The organism is Micromonospora sp. NPDC047730, assembly GCF_043204765.1.
In the GTDB taxonomy this organism is placed as follows: Bacteria; Actinomycetota; Actinomycetes; order Mycobacteriales; family Micromonosporaceae; genus Micromonospora.
The window spans coordinates 169,667-185,991 of sequence record NZ_JBIDCU010000012.1 but is presented as its reverse complement, the minus strand read 5'-3'; the positions used below and the strand labels follow the sequence as shown (position 1 = coordinate 185,991).

Below are 16,325 nucleotides of genomic sequence, written 5' to 3'. Positions count from 1 at the left end.
CTGGCGCGTCGGTGGGTGCAGAGCAAAGCGTCGGAGGACGAGGTCGGCCGCGGCGCGGAGGTCGCTACTCTCCGCAACGGACCTTGAGCGGGGATGTAAGACGTCGGGGACCAGGGCAACCGAGCGGGGCCACCGACAGACGGCCGATCAGGGCGTCCGGGCAGGGCGGCGCGGGGGCAGGGCGGCACGGGGGCAGGCGGCACGGGGGCAGGGCGGCACGGGGGCAGGGCGGCACGGGGGCAGGGTGGTGTGGGTCAGCGGGTCGGGGTGGGGGTGACGGGGGCCGGGACGCCCACCTTCGGGTTCTCCACGATGTGCCGCTCCAGGTTCACCTGCGCCTGGCCGGTGCCGCCCACGGTGATGTCGTCGTACGCCTGGAGCAGCTTGTCCTTGTCGAAGTAGAGGACGCTCATCGTCAGCGGGGTGGGCTTCTCGCCCTCCAGACCACGCAGCCCGGCACCGCCCGTGGAGCCCTGCACCAGCAGCTGGGTCGGCGTCTTCCCGGGCACCTCCGGCAGCTTCGACACCTGCCGGCTGTGGGTGTGCCCGGCGAGCACCAGCGGGCAGGTGCCCGACAGCGGGCCGGCCGAGGCCGGGTCGTGCACCAGCGCGATGTTCACCGGCCGCGGCGAGCTGCGCACCGTGGCGGCGAGCTGGTCGCCGGCGCCGATCACCTGGTCGGCGACCTGCTTGGTGAGGCCGCTGCCCGCCGGCGAGGTGTTCTTGTCGGGCGTGAAGCGCGGGTCGCCGATGCCGGCGATGGTCAGCCCGGCGACCGTGGTGGTGGTGTTGTTGAGCACGATCGCGTTCGGCTGGCGGGCCACCGCCGCCGCCGTCCGGCCCGAGTCGTGGTTGCCGCGGATGTAGACGTACGGCTTCTTGAGCAGGCCGATCGAGCCGACGAACGAGGCCTCCGGCTCGCTGCCCCAGTCGGTGATGTCCCCGGTGTCGATCACCACGTCGATGCCGAACTGCTCCACGACGGTGCGGATGAGCTGCCAGCCGGTCGGGTTGAGGTGCATGTCGGAGACGTGCAGCACCCGGGTCGTGCCGGGGGCCGGCTCGTAGACCGGCAGCGACGACACAGTGGTGTAGAGCTGGCTGACGTTGCCGACGATGTGCTGGAGCTGCTCGGCGTAGCGGGTGTAGTCGTTGGCGATCCGGCGGGCGTCGCCGACGATCGCGGGGGCGTTGACCAGCAGTCCCTCGTAGCGTGGCTCCTCGATGGCCTGCGGCCGCAGGGTCGCCGCGGCGGCGCCGAGGCCGCCGGCGGTGATCACCAGCGCCAGCCCGCCGGCCCAGGCCGCCCGGCGGGCGTCGCGGAAGACCAGCAGGGCCAGCAGCAGGGTCACCAGCACGGCCGACGCGAGCGTACGCAGACCGAGCCGCATCACCCCCTCGCGGACGTCGTCGACGGCGGTCTGGCTCGCCCGGTTGATGCTGGCCGGATCGTCGATCAGCGCCTGGACGCGGCTCTGGTCCAGCGCGCCCAGCTCGACCGTCAGGTGCGTCGGCCCGTCGTGGCTGTCGAGCAGCAACGCGCCCAGCGGCGGGATGTCGACGGTGGTGCTGCCGCTGACGGCCGGGGCCACCGTGAGGTCCGCCTGGAACGGGCCGATGTCGGTGCTCACCCGGCCGCCGGCGAGCACGCCGACGACCACCCCGACCAGGGTGACGACCAGGACCGCCAGCGTCAGCCCGGCCGCACGGAGCGCGCGCCGGCCGGCCCGGTCGGGGTCGCCCCGGCGGGCACCACCGGTCACCGGGGCGTCCTCGTCCCGGTGCTCGTGCTGCTCGTTCTCCTGCCCGTCCATGTTGAGATTCTGACCTGCCCAGTGAGGGATCTTGGTAAACCCGGCGGAGCCGGTCGGGTCAGCTCCGGCCGGCTCCGCCGTCGGCGAAGACCAGACGCAGCAGCCGGTCGTCCTCGGGCGCGGGGTCGCCCCGCCCGTCGTGGTTGGAGGTGCTCACCCAGATCGAGCCGTCGGGCGCGGCGGCCACGGCCCGCAGCCGCCCGAACCGCCCGGTCAGCAGCTCGCGCGGCTGGCCGAGCACCGTGCCGGTGTCGGTCAGCTCGACCAGCCACAGCCGCTCGCCGCGCAGGCACGCGGTGACCAGCAGCCGGTCCGCGGCGGTCAGCCCGGAGCAGGAGGCGTCCGACGTCGGCCACTGGGTGATCGGGTTGACGTAGCGCTTGTCGTCGTCGCGCCCCTCGACCTGCGGCCAGCCGTAGTTGCGCCCCTTGGTGACCTGGTTGATCTCGTCCCAGGTGTTCTGGCCGAATTCGACGGCGTACATCCGTTTGCCCGGGTCCCAGGCGAGCCCCTGGACGTTGCGGTGGCCGAGGGACCACACCGGGGAGTTCGGGAACGGGTTGCCGGGCGCGGGCTTGCCGTCCCTGGTGATCCGCAGGATCTTCCCGCCGAGGCGCTTGACGTCCTGCGCCTGCGGCCGGTCGCCGGCGTCGCCGGTGCTCGCGTAGAGCAGGCCGTCCGGGCCGAAGGCGAGGCCGCCACCGTTGTGGATGCCCGCCTTGGGGATGCCGGTGAGGATCGGGGTGGGCGTGCCGCCGAGCTCCAGCCGGGCGATCCGGTTGTCGCGCTCCGTCGTGTAGTAGACGAAGACCGACTTGTCGCGCTGGTAGTCGGGGGAGACGGCGATGCCCATCAGCCCGCCCTCGCCGGACGCGGCCACGTCGGGGACGGTCTGCACCGGGGTGACCTTCAGCCCGTCGGGCCCCGACTCGGGGCCGACCCGCAGGATCCGGCCGCTGTCTCGCTCCGTGACCAGCGCGGCGCCGTCGGGCAGGAAGGCGATGCCCCACGGCACCCGCAGGCCCTTGGCCAGCACGGTGGTGACCACCTCACTGCCGGCGCCGCCGGCGCTCGCCGTCGTCGAGGGGGTCGGGAAGGTCGGCGGCTCGCCGGCCGGGTCCGGCTCGGGCTCGCCGAAGCTGCAACCGGCGGTCGCGAGCAGCAGCGCCGCGCACGACGCCGCCAGGGCCGCCCGGAGGCGGCGGGTGCGAGGGTACGGGGGACGGGCGCTCACCCGGCCCAGGGTAGCCCGCCGGGGCGCCGTACCGGGGCCGACGGATCGGACCGGGTGCCGCGATCCGCCCCGCCCGGCCGGCGGCCCGGCCGGGGGCCTATCGTCGGCGGGCGTGAAGGTATGGATCCCGCACGAGTCCGGCCGCGCGCTCCTCGGGGAGCTGCCCCGGGACATCACCGTCGAGGTGGTCGAGGACCCCGCCCGGCTCCCCTCGGCGGCGGCCGGCGTCCGGTTCTGGGTGCCGCCGTTCCTGGCCGGCGGCGACGCCACCGCGCTGCTGGGCGAGCTGCCCGACCTGGCGGTGGTGCAGCTCCTCTCCGCCGGGGCGGACGCCTGGGCCGGCCGGATCCCGGAGGGGGTGACGCTCTGCGACGCCCGGGGCGCGCACGATCCGTCCACCGCCGAGTGGGTGGTCGCGGCGATCCTGTCCCAGCTGCGGGCCTTCCCGGCCCTGGCCCGGGCGCAGGCCCGGCGCGAGTGGGCGTACGCGGAGGTGGCCCCCACCGACGAGCTGGCCGGCAAGCGGGTGCTGATCGTCGGGGCGGGCTCGATCGGCGCGGCGGTGCGGGACCGGCTCGCGCCGTTCGAGGTGAGCTTCACCCTGGTGGCCCGGACCGCCCGCCCGGAGCAGGGGGTGCACGGCGTCGAGGAGTTGCCGGGCCTGCTGCCCGAGGCCGACGTGGTGGTGCTGCTGGTGCCGCTGACCGAGCAGACCCGGGGGCTGGTCGACGAGAAGTTCCTCGCGGCGATGCGGGACGGCGCGCTGCTGGTGAACGCCGCGCGCGGGCCGGTGGCCCGCACCGAGGCGCTCGTCGCCGAGCTGCGGACCGGCCGGATCTCGGCCGCGCTGGACGTCACCGACCCGGAGCCGCTGCCCGCCGACCACCCGCTGTGGGCGATGCCGAACGTGCTGCTCACCCCGCACGTGGCGGGCTCGGTGCGCGGCCTGCTGCCGCGCGCGTACCGGCTGGTCGGGGAGCAGGTCCGGCGGTTCGCGGCCGGCGAGCCGCTGGTGAACGCGGTCGTGGACGGCTACTGACCGGCGCCGGCGCCGGCGCGGCGGGTCAGCCGGCCGCGTCGGGCAGGGTCTGGCCGGTGGCCTCGACCAGCCGCGGCAGGTCGGCGCCGCGGACGGCCGGCAGCAGCACCGCCTGGCCGTCGTCGAGTCGGGCCACCGCCCGGCCCCGTGCGTCCGGGGCCAGCTCCACGACCCGGTCCCAGCTGATCCGGCGCTGCCCGACCAGCGCCCGCAGGCGCAGCTCGCGGGCGTCCACGTCGGTGCCGGCCCGCCACGCCCAGACCCCGACGGCGAGCGGGACGAGCAGCACCGGCAGCAGGTACCACCGGGCGCCGGCCAACGGCAGGGCGCCGATGAAGGCGATGATCGCGGCGGCCAGGATCGCCTGGTTGTGCCGGAAGCGGACGGTGCCGGAGCTGCTCACCCCCCGATGATCCCACCCCCGCCGCCCCCGGTACGCGCCGGGCGGCGCCGGGCTCCACCCGACGGCTGGCAGTGACGAGGGCCACTGTCGCCTCGGCGTCACCGCGTGCCTGCGCGCTCGTTGGCGATAGATGGGCAGCGGACCCACCTCGTTCCGGCGCCCCGCACCGCCGCACCGCCCGTGCCCCCTCACGAAGGCGACCGCCGTGCCCCTCGCGTACCCGTCCCACGCCCGCGCCCGCCGTCCGGCCGTGCCGGAGACCCTCGTCCTCGCCGCCGTCGCGCTGCTCCTGCTCGCCGGCGCGACCGGCCGGATGCCGGCACCGGCCGTCGTGGCGCTGGCGGGCGCCGCCGGCTCCGCGCTGGCCGGCGCGCGGCTGTCCCGGCTGGCCGTCGGCCCGCCCACACCTGGGCCCAGCCGTTCCCGGGCGGCCCGCTGCCGCACGGCGCTGCCCCGTCGCGTCGCCGTGCTGCTCGACGCCGCCGTGGTGACGGCGGGGCTGGCCGCCGCCGTCCTCCCGCTCGCCGACTCCCGCCACCGGCCCGCCGTCGCCGTGGCGGGGCTGGTCGTCGCCGCCCCGCTCTTCGCCGCCGGGCTGCCTTCGCGGGCGCGGACGCCGCACCCGGCCACCCGGGTCCGGCTGCGGCGGGCCCTCGACGCGACCGCCGCCGGCCTCGGGCTGGTCCTCGCCGGTTGGCTGCTGCTGCCCCGCGACCGCCTCGACCCGCCGGCCCGGCTCGCGGCGGCGGTGGCCCTCGGCGGGCTCGCGATCGCGGTGCTCACGGCGCTGACCGGGCCGCACCGGCGCTCCGGCGCCGCCCGGTGCCGGGGCGGCGCGGCGCTCACCCTGCTCGGGTTGGTGGCGCTGGCCGCGCTTCCGGTCGGGACGTCGCCGGTCTGGGCGGCGCTGTTGGCCGTACCCCCGCTGGTGGGCGGGGTGCTGCTGACCGCGGCGGGGGCGCGGTGGGCGGCCCGGCCGCAGCCCGACCCGTCGGCCCTGCCCACCCTCGTGTGGCCCCGGGCGGTGGTCCCGGCCGCCGCGGCCGTGGCGGCGACCGGCTGGGAGCTCCGCTCCGACGGGCCGCCGGACCTCACCGCCGTGCTGCTCGCGCTCGCGGTCGCGCCGCCGCTCGTGCTCCGCGACCTGCTCCGGGCGGGCGAACCGCTACCGCCGGCCCCCGCCGCCGCCCCGCCGGCGCGCGCGGAGGCGCCGGCGCGCGCGGACGCCGCGGCGACCTGCGCCGAGGCGGCGCCGGCCCGCGTCGACACCATGCCGACCTGCGCCGAGGCGGCACCGGCCCGGCACCGCTCGCCCGGAACCGGCCGATCCGGCGGGCCGGCGGGCCGCGCCGAGCTGCTGCGGGCCCTCGCCGCGCTGCGGGACGCACCGTCCCCCTGCGGCGCGCTGCTCGTCGTCGACCTGCACATCCCCGGCGCCACCGCCGAGGGGCCCGGCGACGCCGCCCGGGAGGCCGTGACGGCCGAGGTCGCCCGTCGCGTCCGCGCCGTCGTCGGCCCCGGGGACCTGCTCGCCGACCTCACCGCCGCCGGCTTCGCGGTGGTCACCGGGACCGGCCCCGTGCTGGCGTACGCGCTGGGCACCCGGCTGCTCGCCGCGCTCACCCAGCCCTACCAGGTGCCGGGCGGGGTGCTGCGGCTGCGGGCCAGCATCGGGCTGGCCGAGGTCGCCGGCACCGCCCCGGAGGACGTGCTGCGCCAGGCCGACCTGGCCCGGCGGCGGGCCGTGCAGCTCGGCCGGGACCGGGTCGAGTGGTACGACGCCTACCTGGAGGAGCAGCTCGTCCGCCGGCTGGACCTGGAGCGGGAGCTGCCCGGGGCGGTCGCGCGGGGCGAGCTGGACCTCGTCTACCAGCCGGTGCTCGACCTGGCCGACCGGCAGCCCGTCGGCACGGAGGCGCTGCTGCGCTGGCGCAGCCCGGTCCTCGGCACGGTGCTCCCGGCCGAGTTCCTGCCGGTGGCGGAGGACCTCGACATCGTGGGCGAGCTGGGCTGCTGGGTGCTGGACCGGGCCTGCCGGCAGCTCGCCGCCTGGTCGGCGGGGAGCCGGCGGCTCTGGATGGCGGTCAACGTGACCGTCCGGGAGCTGGCCGCGCCCGACTTCGTGCCCCGCACGGCGGCGGTGCTGGACGCGTACGGGGTGCCGCCCGACCGCCTGGTGGTCGAGGTGGCGGAGCCGAGGGTGGCCGGCGAGCTGCCGACCGTGGTGGCCCGGCTGGCCGGGCTCCGGTCACTGGGCATCCGCACCGCGCTGGACGACTTCCGGGCCGAGCACGCCTCGCTCGCCCAGCTCCGCCGGCTGCCGATCGACCTGCTCAAGGTCGGCCCGCAGCTGGTGGATCCGGCGGACCCGCAGCGCCCGCTGATCGACGTGGTGGTGGCCGTGGGGGACCGGTTGGGGTTGGACATCGTGGTGGAGGAGCTGGAGTCGCCGGGCCTGGTCGACGGCGCGCGCCGGGCCGGCTGCCGGTACGGGCAGGGCTTCGCGCTGGCCCGCCCGGCCACCGCGGAGCGGGTGGAGGCGTACTTCGAGGAGTTCCCGTCGGCGTCGCGCTAGATGTACTGCCTACGTCGTGTCGTCACACGACCTCAACCAAGGTCGCTGGGCAGTACAGCTAGACCTGGCGACCCGCGACGGCCGCGTTCCCGCCGCGCGTCCTTCCGCACCTTCCGGCAGGGAGTTGAAGGATTTCGCAAGTGCTAAAGTCTTCATGTCTGGTTGCGGTTGAGAGGGAGGCTGGCATGTCGGTACCGCTCTATCAGGCGAAGGCGGAGCTGTTCCGCACCCTCGGCCACCCGGTGCGGATCCGGGTGCTGGAGCTGCTCCAGGACGGGCCGAAGCCCGTTCGCGACTTGCTGGCGGCGATCGACGTCGAGGCGTCGAACCTGTCCCAGCAACTCGCGGTGCTCCGCCGGACCGGCATGGTCACCTCCAGCCGCGACGGCGCCCTAGTCGTCTACGCGCTCAGCACCCCGGACGTGGTCGACCTGCTGGCCGCAGGCCGCCGCATCCTCGGCGCAGTCCTCACCGACCGCGACGCGCTGCTGAACGAGCTGCGGGCCGACGGGCGGGACCGGTGAGCCGGACACTGTCGTTGCGCGAGCGGTTTGTCGGGCTGTTGCCGCGGCGCGCCGACTGGCTGGCGGTGCGCCGCGCACCCCGGCGCGACCTGCTCGCCGGGCTGACCGTGGCGGTGGTGGCGCTGCCGCTGGCGCTGGCCTTCGGTGTCACCTCCGGGCTCGGGGCCCAGGCCGGCCTGGTGACGGCGGTGGTGGCCGGCGCGGTCGCGGCGGTCTTCGGCGGCTCCCACCTCCAGGTTTCCGGGCCGACCGGGGCGATGACCGTGGTGCTGGTGCCGGTGGTCCAGCAGTTCGGCGCCACCGGGGTGCTGATGGTCGGGGCGCTGGCCGGGCTGGTGCTGATCGCGCTGGCCCTCGCCCGCCTCGGCCGGTACGTGCACTACCTGCCCGTCCCCGTGATCGAGGGGTTCACCGCCGGCATCGCGGTGGTCATCGCCCTGCAACAGGTGCCGGCCGCGCTGGGGGTGGCCGACGCGCACGGTGACCGCGTCTGGGCCGTGGCCGCCGACGCGGTCACCCGGTTCGTCGCGGACCCACGGCCGGTCCCGGTCGCTGTGGCCCTCGGCGTCGCGGCGGTTATGCTGCTCGGCGCCCGGTGGCGTCCCGGCTGGCCGTTCTCCCTGCTCGGCGTGGCCGCCGCGACCGTCCTGGCCGAGACCACCCCGGTCGAGCTCGCCCGCATCGGCGCCCTGCCCGCCGGCCTGCCCGCGCCCTCGCTGGGCTTTCTCGACCTCGACGCCGTCGGGGTCCTGCTGCCCTCGGCCCTCGCGGTCGCGGCGCTGGCCGCCCTGGAGAGCCTGCTCTCCGCCACCGTGGCCGACGGGATGACCATCGGCCAGCGCCACGATCCCGATCGCGAGCTGTTCGGTCAGGGGCTGGCCAACCTCGCCGCCCCGGCGTTCGGCGGGATCCCGGCCACCGCCGCCATCGCCCGTACGGCGGTGAACGTGCGCGCCGGCGCGGGCTCGAAGCTGGCCGCGCTCACCCACGCCGTCGCCCTCGCCGGGATCGTGCTGGCCGCCGCGCCGCTGGTCGGCCGGATCCCGCTCGCCGCCCTGGCCGGCGTCCTGCTGGCCACCACCGTCCGGATGGTCGAGGCCGGGTCGCTCTGGGCGCTGGCCCGTGCCACCCGGGGCGACGCCCTCGTGCTGGTGCTCACCTTCGCGGTCACGGTGGCGCTGGACCTGGTCACCGCCGTGGCGGTCGGGGTGGGCGTGGCGATCGTGATCGCCCTGCGCGCGGTGGCCCGCACGGCGCGGGTGGAACGGGTTCCGCTCGACCCCGGCGAGCACAGCGCCGAGGAGCGGGCCCTGCTCGCCGACCACATCGTGGCCTACCGGCTGGACGGCCCGCTCTTCTTCGCCGCCGCGCACAGCTTCCTGCTCCAGCTTTCCGACGTCGCCGACGTGCGCGTGGTCATCCTGCGGATGTCCCGGGTGTCCGCCCTGGACGCCACCGGTGCGCAGGTGCTCGGCGACGCCATCCTCCGGCTCCAGGAGCGCGGCATCACCGTGCTGCTCTCCGGCATCGCCCCCGGCCACGACCAGGTGCTCGCCACCCTCGGCGTCGCCGCGCGGTTGCGCCGCGACGGGCTGGTCTTCCCAGACACCCCGGCCGCCATCCGCCACGCCCGCGAGCTGGCTCTCGCCTCGGCCCGCTGAGGCGGTCGGGACCACGGACGGGCGATGGCTGACCGTCCCCCGGAGCGACACGGTCTGCCGCCGACCCGGGGGATTCCTCCCTGTCCGCCGTCCCCGCTGCTGCGGCGGCCGTCGATGGCATCGTGGGGAAGGCTGAAGTGGATTGGGTTGCGGTGGGGCACCAGCTTGGCGTGCCATTCACAGCGGTACGCCGTGCCGTCCAGATGGACCGTTCGCTCACTCATCAGCTTCGCACTGCCGCGGCTGTTGGGCTCTCCGGAGAGAGACCGACCCCGAAATGGCCGAACTCCATCGCCACGCCCCACAGGTTGTGCGGCTCGGTCTCCTGGCTGGCGTCCTCGATCTCAGGGCCGATGGCCTCGCCCTCGAAGAGTTCCTCCGTCGCCGCGTCGGGCGTCTCGACTACCATCCGCGAGCCCTGCTCCTTCAGTCTGCGAGCCCTGCTCCTTCAGTCTGATTGACGGCGATGGTAACCGACGGAATGTGCCCTCTCACTCCGGGACGCGGCGGTAGGCGCCGTCGCTGGCCGAGGTCGCCATCGAGGCGTACGCGCGCAGCGCCGCGGACACCGGCCGCTGCCGGTCGACCGGGGTGTACGGCCGGTCGCGCTTCTCCTGGGCGACCCGGCGGGCCTGGAGCACGTCCTCCGGCACGTCCAGCTCGATCGAGCGGCCCGGGATGTCGATGACGATCTCGTCGCCGGGCTCGACGAGGGCGATCAGCCCGCCCGAGGCGGCCTCGGGGGAGACGTGCCCGATGGAGAGGCCGGAGGTGCCGCCGGAGAAGCGCCCGTCGGTGAGCAGCGCGCAGGCCCGGCCCAGCCCCCGGCCCTTCAGGAAGGAGGTGGGGTAGAGCATCTCCTGCATCCCGGGGCCGCCCTTCGGCCCCTCGTAGCGGATCACCACCACGTCGCCGGCGACGACCTCCTTGGCGAGGATCGCCGACACGGCGTCGTCCTGGGACTCGTAGACCTTGGCGGGGCCGCGGAAGGTCAGGCACTCCTCGGGCACCCCGGCGGTCTTCACCACGCAGCCGTCCGGGGCCAGGTTGCCGTGCAGGATGGCCAGCCCGCCGTCGGCGCTGTAGGCGTGGGCGAGGTCCCGGACGCAGCCGTCGGCCGCGTCGGTGTCCAGCGACGACCAGCGGTTGGTGGTGGAGAACGGCTCGGTGGTGCGCACCCCGCCGGGCGCGGCGTGGAACAGTTCGACCGCCTCCGGCGTCGGCGAGCCGCCCCGGACGTCCCAGTCCGCCAGCCAGCGCTCCAGGCTGGGGGAGTGCACCGCGTGCACGTCCCGGTGGAGCAGGCCGGCCCGGTCCAGTTCGCCGAGGATGGCCGGGATGCCGCCGGCCCGGTGCACGTCCTCCATGTGGTACTGCGGGGAGTTCGGCGCGACCTTGGCCAGGCAGGGCACCCGGCGGGAGATCGCGTCGATGTCGGCGACGTCGAAGTCCAGCTCGGCCTCGCGGGCGGCGGCGAGCAGGTGCAGGATCGTGTTGGTCGAGCCGCCCATCGCCACGTCCAGGGCGACGGCGTTCTCGAACGCGGCCCGGTTGGCGATCGCGCGGGGCAGCACGGAGGCGTCGTCGCCGTCGTACCACCGCTTGGCGATCTCCACGGCGGTGCGGCCGGCCTCGACGAAGAGCGACCGGCGCGCGGCGTGGGTGGCCAGCGTCGAGCCGTTGCCCGGCAGGGCCAGCCCGATCGCCTCGGTGAGGCAGTTCATCGAGTTGGCGGTGAACATGCCGGAGCAGGAGCCGCAGGTCGGGCAGGCGGACCGCTCGATGGCGCCGAGCTGGTCCTCGGTCACGGCCTCGTTGGAGGCCGCGACCATCGCGTCGATCAGGTCGATCTTGGAGTGCACCACGCCCTCGATCGCCACCGTCTTGCCGGCCTCCATCGGCCCGCCGGAGACGAAGACGGTCGGGATGTTCAGCCGCAGCGCGGCCAGCAGCATGCCCGGGGTGATTTTGTCGCAGTTGGAGATGCAGACCAGGGCGTCGGCGCAGTGCGCGTTGACCATGTACTCGACGGCGTCGGCGATCAACTCCCGGCTGGGCAGGGAGTAGAGCATGCCGCCGTGGCCCATGGCGATGCCGTCGTCCACCGCGATGGTGTTGAACTCGCGGCCCACCCCGCCGGCCTCGGCCACCGCCTCGGCGACCAGGCCGCCGAGGTCCTTGAGGTGCACGTGACCGGGTACGAACTGGGTGAAGCTGTTGGCGATGGCGACGATCGGCTTGCCGAAGTCGTCGTCGGTCATCCCGGTGGCCCGCCACAGGGCCCGGGCGCCGGCCATCGTCCGACCGTGCGTGGAGGTCTTCGACCGCAGCTCAGGCATGCCTACCAGTGTTGCACCGCCGCCGGAGCACCCGCCGGGGGCGCGCGCCGTGTCCCAAAGGATGCACACCCGGGGCCCCACGCGGGACCCTCATCCGGCACAGTTGGGGACGTGCATCTCCCCCCGGGCATGGTCGCGGCAGCGGTGCTGTGCGGGCTGGTCGCGGCGGCGGCCGGCGCGCTGTCGGCAGCCGACGCCCGGCGGCGGTCCGGGCCGCACCGGCAGGCGCACGCGCTGCTCGCCGCGGCGTCCGCGGTGGCGCTGGCCGGCCTGCTGGTCGGGATCGCCGTGACGTTCGCCGCCGCCGGGCACGGGGCGCACGGGCCGGACCGGCGTACGGGCTGGGCCACCGTCGTCGCGGTCGGCACGACGGTCAGCGGGCTGCTCTTCGCCGCGGGGCTGCTCCGGCTGCCCGGCGTGGCCGCTTCGGGGGCGGCCACGGTGCGGCTGGCGCTCGACGGCCTGGTCCTGGCGGCCGCGTTCTGGTTCGTCGGCTGGGTGCTGTTCTCCGAGCCCACCCGGCTGCTCGGTGACGCCACCCCGCTGGCCTGCCCGCCGATCCTGCTGGCCACGGTCAGCGCGGCCCTGACCGCCGGGACCGCCCTCGTCGTGGCGTTCCGCGCCCCGCCCCCGCGCCGGTTCCTCGCCGGTCTCGGCGCCGGGGCCACCATGGTGACCTGCGGCGGGCTCGGCGTCGCCACCGGCCTCTGCCAGGCCGGGCCGGAAGTGGCGCTGGCCGGGGCGGGAGCGCTCGCCGCCGGCCTGGGCGCCGCCGCGCTGGCCGCCCGGCGGGTGGACGCGGCCGGCCAGGCCGACCTCGACCTGATCCGCCGCGACGGCGACCACGCGTTCGTCCCGATGTTCGCGATGGCCGCCTCGGCGATGTACCACCTCCTCCAGGACGGCCGGTTCGACGCGCTCGGCATCGTCGCCGGCAGCGTCGAGGGCTTCGCCCTGGTGACCCGGCAGTACCTGACGCTGCACGACGTGCGCGGCTACGCCCGGCGGCTGGTGGAGCGCGAGGCGCACTTCCGTGAGTTGGCCCACACCGACCCGCTGACCGGCCTGGCCAACCGGCGGGGGCTGCTGCGGGCGCTGCACCGCTGCGCCGAGGCCGGCACGCCCTGCGTGCTGCTCGGCCTCGACCTCGACGGCTTCAAGAACGTCAACGACATGCGCGGCCACGACGTCGGCGACGCGGTGCTGGCCGAGGTGGGCCGGCGGCTGCGCGGCAACCTGCGCCCCGGCGACGTGGCGGCCCGGCTCGGCGGCGACGAGTTCGCGGTGCTGATGCACGGCTGCCCGGCCGACGCGGACCGGGTCGCCGAGCGCCTGCTCGGCGTGCTCGGCCGCGCCTACGACCAGCCCGAGGGGCCGGTCTTCCTCTCGGTGAGCATCGGGTTGGCGGGCTGGGCCGGGGAGCCCGACGTGGAGCTGCTGCAGCGCCACGCCGACCTGGCGCTGCGCTACGCCAAGCAGCGCGGCAAGAACCGGATCGAGCGCTACGACGCCGCGTACGACCAGCTGCTGCGCCGGCGCACCACGCTCGAACACGAGCTGCGCGGCGCGATCGAGCGCGACGAGCTGCGGCTGGTGTTCCAGCCGGTGGCCTCGCTGCCCTCGGTGCGCCCGGTCGGCGCGGAGGCGTTGCTGCGCTGGCGCCACCCGACGCTGGGCAACGTCCGCCCCGACGAGTTCATCCCGCTGGCCGAGGAGTGCGGGATGATCGCCAAGCTGGGCGCCTGGGTGCTGCACCAGGCCTGCCACCAGCTCTCCCGCTGGCTGGCCGACGGCCACGACGTCTGGGTCTCCGTCAACGTCTCGCCGCGCGAGCTGCACGCCCCGGAGTACGTGGTCCAGGTCGCCGAGGCGCTGCGCGTCCACCACGTGCCGCCGCAGCGGCTGGTGCTGGAGGTCACCGAGCACGCCGTCGCCACCGACCTGGACGAGCTGATCCGGCGGCTGACCGCGCTGCGGCTGACCGGCGTCCGGATCGCGCTGGACGACTTCGGTGCCGGCTACTCCTCGCTGGGGCAGCTACGACGCCTGCCGATCGACATCCTCAAGATCGACCACAGCCTGGTCGCCGAGCACGAGCCGGTGCGGCCGGTGGGCCGGGACGGCCCGGCCTTCGCGCCGATGGTCGACATCGTCATGCGGCTCGGTCACCAGCTCGGCCTGGAGGTCATCGCCGAGGGGGTGACCACGCGCACCGAGCTGGCCGCCGTGGTCGCCGCCGGCTGCCGCTTCGGCCAGGGCGCGTTGTCCGGCTGGGGCGTCCCGGCCGAGCACCTGGGGGCGATGCTGGAGGCGGCCACGTCCCCCGGCGCCCGGCCGGCCCCCGCCCCGGCCCCGCCCGTGTCGCCGCCCCGGCGGCTGCCGACGGCCCCCGCCTCCGTCTCGCCGGCCCCGCCGCCCCGGCGGCTGCCGACGGCCCCCGCCTCCGTCTCGCCGGCCCCGCCGCCCCGGCGGCTGCCGACGGTGCCCGCCCCGCGCCCGCCCGAGCCCGAGTCCGGGCAGGTGGAGCGGGGTGCGCAGGCCCCTCGGACGGGTGAATCTCCACACTCCGTTAACCAACATGTGGGATCAGTTGACTCATCGCGTGAGATGCGTCAGGCTTGACCGCATGTCGTCGTACCGGTCGCTGCGAGTACTTACCTGAGCGCACTCTCCCTGTCGAGAGTGCGCCGGCCCCGTGCAACCTGCACGAGGGCTTTTTTGTTGCCGTCGAACCCATCGACGGGGGCCCCGTGCCCCGCGTCACACCGCTCGAACAGCCGCACCCACTCCAGCCGAGGGGCTGAACCGCAATGACGAGACCCACGCCAGAGACACTCGCCCACTCCGCCCGGCGCGCCCGCCCGGCCGCCGAGCCCGCGACCGACGCCGACCACGCCGGCGCCACCCGCGCCGCGGCCACCTCGGCCGTCCCGGGGGTACGCACACCCGCCACGGCCCAGGTCTCCGGAGCCGGCTCGCTCGTGCGGTCCCTCGAGGCGCTCGGCGTCGACGTCGTCTTCGGCATCCCGGGCGGCGCGATCCTGCCGGCGTACGACCCGCTCTACGACTCCACGGTCCGGCACATCCTGGTCCGCCACGAGCAGGGCGCCGGGCACGCGGCGACCGGCTACGCCCAGGCGACCGGCCGGGTCGGCGTGTGCATGGCCACCTCCGGCCCCGGCGCGACGAACCTGGTCACCCCGATCGCCGACGCGTACATGGACTCGGTGCCGATGGTGGCGATCACCGGCCAGGTCGCGCGGCCGGCGATCGGCACGGACGCCTTCCAGGAGGCGGACATCCAGGGCATCACGCTGCCGATCACCAAGCACAACTTCCTCGTGCAGAACGCCGAGGAGATCCCGCGGGTGCTGGCCGAGGCGTTCCACCTGGCCGCCACCGGCCGGCCCGGGCCGGTCCTGGTCGACATCCCCAAGGACGTCCTCCAGGCGCCCACCACCTTCACCTGGCCGCCGACGCTGGACCTGCCGGGCTACCGGCCGACCCTGCACCCGCACGGCAAGCAGATCCGCGAGGCGGCCCGGCTGATGACCTCCGCCCGCCGCCCGGTGCTCTACGTCGGCGGCGGCGTGCTCAAGGCCGGCGCCACCGAGGGGCTGCGCCGGCTGGCCGAGCTGACCGGGATTCCGGTGGTCACCACGCTGATGGCGCTGGGCGCGTTCCCCGACTCGCACCCGCAGCACCTGGGCATGCCCGGCATGCACGGCACGGTCGCCGCCGTCTACGGATTGCAGAAGGCCGACCTGATCGTGGCCCTCGGCGCGCGCTTCGACGACCGGGTCACCGGCAAGCTGGACTCGTTCGCCCCGGACGCGACGGTGGTGCACGCCGACATCGACCCGGCCGAGATCGGGAAGAACCGGCACGCCGACGTCCCGATCGTCGGGGACGCCCGGCACGTCATCGACGAGCTGGTCGCGGCGGTGACCACCGAGCAGTCGGCCGGCCACCGCGCCGACACCGCCGACTGGTGGACCCAGCTCGACGACCTGCGCCGGCGCTACCCGCTGGGCTACGAGGAGCCGGCCGACGGCACCCTCTCCCCGCAGTACGTGATCAAGCGGCTCGGCGAGATCGCCGGCCCGGACGCGATCTACGTCGCCGGGGTCGGGCAGCACCAGATGTGGGCCTCCCAGTTCATCTCGTACGAGAAGCCGTACACCTGGTTGAACTCCGGCGGCCTCGGCACGATGGGCTACGCGGTGCCGGCGGCGATGGGTGCCAAGGTCGGCAAGCCGGACACGGTGGTCTGGGCGGTCGACGGCGACGGCTGCTTCCAGATGACCAACCAGGAGTTGGCCACCTGCGCGCTGGAGGGCATCCCGGTCAAGATCGCCCTGATCAACAACGGCAACCTCGGCATGGTGCGGCAGTGGCAGACCCTGTTCTACGGGGAGCGCTACTCCAACACCGATCTCGGCACCCACAAGCACCGCATCCCCGACTTCGTGAAGCTCGCCGAGGCGCTCGGCTGCGTCGGCCTGCGCTGCGAGAACGCGGAGGACGTCGACAGGACCATCGAGGCCGCGATGGCCATCAACGACGCCCCGGTGGTCATCGACTTCGTGGTCGGCAAGGACGCCATGGTGTGGCCGATGGTCGCCGCCGGCACCAGCAACGACGAGATCATGTTCGCCCGGGGCGTCCGCCCCGCCTTCGACGAGGACGAACTCTGACCATGAGCGAGCGAATCATTCGGTTCCGCCCCCACCCGC

General features: G+C 75.4%; 11 protein-coding genes. 6 read left to right on the top strand and 5 right to left on the bottom strand.

The genetic code is table 11. The features are described from left to right. Positions 1–254 precede the first annotated feature (254 nt). Positions 255–1,814: a metallophosphoesterase gene (locus ACGF5G_RS25440; protein WP_393266891.1), complete on the bottom strand. Its 1,560-nt coding sequence runs from the start codon at positions 1,812–1,814 to the stop codon at positions 255–257. Between the two features lie 58 nt (positions 1,815–1,872). Then, positions 1,873–3,048 (bottom strand): PQQ-dependent sugar dehydrogenase, encoded by a 1,176-nt coding sequence (locus ACGF5G_RS25435; RefSeq protein ID WP_393266888.1) that lies wholly within the window; start codon positions 3,046–3,048, stop codon positions 1,873–1,875. 112 nt (positions 3,049–3,160) lie between these two features. Here ACGF5G_RS25435 and ACGF5G_RS25430 point away from each other — a divergent pair, with 112 nt between their 5' ends. Continuing rightward, the gene (locus ACGF5G_RS25430) at positions 3,161–4,087 is read left to right on the top strand and encodes a 2-hydroxyacid dehydrogenase (RefSeq protein ID WP_393266886.1); all 927 of its coding nucleotides are present in this window, start codon (positions 3,161–3,163) and stop codon (positions 4,085–4,087) included. Positions 4,088–4,112: 25 nt separating this feature from the next. Here the strand turns inward: ACGF5G_RS25430 and ACGF5G_RS25425 are convergent, their stop codons facing one another. Then, positions 4,113–4,490, bottom strand: coding sequence for a PH domain-containing protein (locus tag ACGF5G_RS25425; protein WP_393266884.1), 378 nt, complete (start codon positions 4,488–4,490; stop codon positions 4,113–4,115). A gap of 205 nt (positions 4,491–4,695) precedes the next feature. Here ACGF5G_RS25425 and ACGF5G_RS25420 point away from each other — a divergent pair, with 205 nt between their 5' ends. From ACGF5G_RS25420 to ACGF5G_RS25410, 3 genes are all read left to right on the top strand, one after another. Next, the gene (locus ACGF5G_RS25420) at positions 4,696–7,065 is read left to right on the top strand and encodes a putative bifunctional diguanylate cyclase/phosphodiesterase (RefSeq protein ID WP_393266881.1); all 2,370 of its coding nucleotides are present in this window, start codon (positions 4,696–4,698) and stop codon (positions 7,063–7,065) included. A gap of 185 nt (positions 7,066–7,250) precedes the next feature. Next, the gene (locus ACGF5G_RS25415; protein ID WP_393266878.1) at positions 7,251–7,589 is read left to right on the top strand and encodes an ArsR/SmtB family transcription factor; all 339 of its coding nucleotides are present in this window, start codon (positions 7,251–7,253) and stop codon (positions 7,587–7,589) included. Next, entirely contained in the window at positions 7,586–9,250 is a 1,665-nt protein-coding gene (locus ACGF5G_RS25410) for a SulP family inorganic anion transporter (RefSeq protein ID WP_393266875.1), read from the top strand. The genes ACGF5G_RS25415 and ACGF5G_RS25410 overlap by 4 nt, the downstream gene beginning before the upstream one ends. Positions 9,251–9,473: 223 nt before the next feature. On the opposite strand, the gene ACGF5G_RS25405 is transcribed toward ACGF5G_RS25410, so the two are convergent. Then, positions 9,474–9,659: a hypothetical protein gene (locus ACGF5G_RS25405; RefSeq protein ID WP_393266872.1), complete on the bottom strand. Its 186-nt coding sequence runs from the start codon at positions 9,657–9,659 to the stop codon at positions 9,474–9,476. An 82-nt stretch (positions 9,660–9,741) separates the two neighbouring features. Beyond that, a complete protein-coding gene (gene ilvD / locus ACGF5G_RS25400) occupies positions 9,742–11,589 on the bottom strand; it encodes a dihydroxy-acid dehydratase (RefSeq protein WP_393266870.1) in 1,848 nt (615 codons plus the stop codon). Between the two features lie 129 nt (positions 11,590–11,718). Between ilvD and ACGF5G_RS25395 the strand changes: the two genes are divergently transcribed. Both ACGF5G_RS25395 and ACGF5G_RS25390 read left to right on the top strand, forming a co-directional pair. After that, a complete protein-coding gene (locus ACGF5G_RS25395) occupies positions 11,719–14,211 on the top strand; it encodes a putative bifunctional diguanylate cyclase/phosphodiesterase (RefSeq protein WP_393267030.1) in 2,493 nt (830 codons plus the stop codon). Between the two features lie 188 nt (positions 14,212–14,399). Next, positions 14,400–16,286, top strand: coding sequence for an acetolactate synthase large subunit (locus ACGF5G_RS25390; RefSeq protein WP_393266867.1), 1,887 nt, complete (start codon positions 14,400–14,402; stop codon positions 16,284–16,286). The last annotated feature ends 39 nt before the right edge of the window (positions 16,287–16,325 follow it).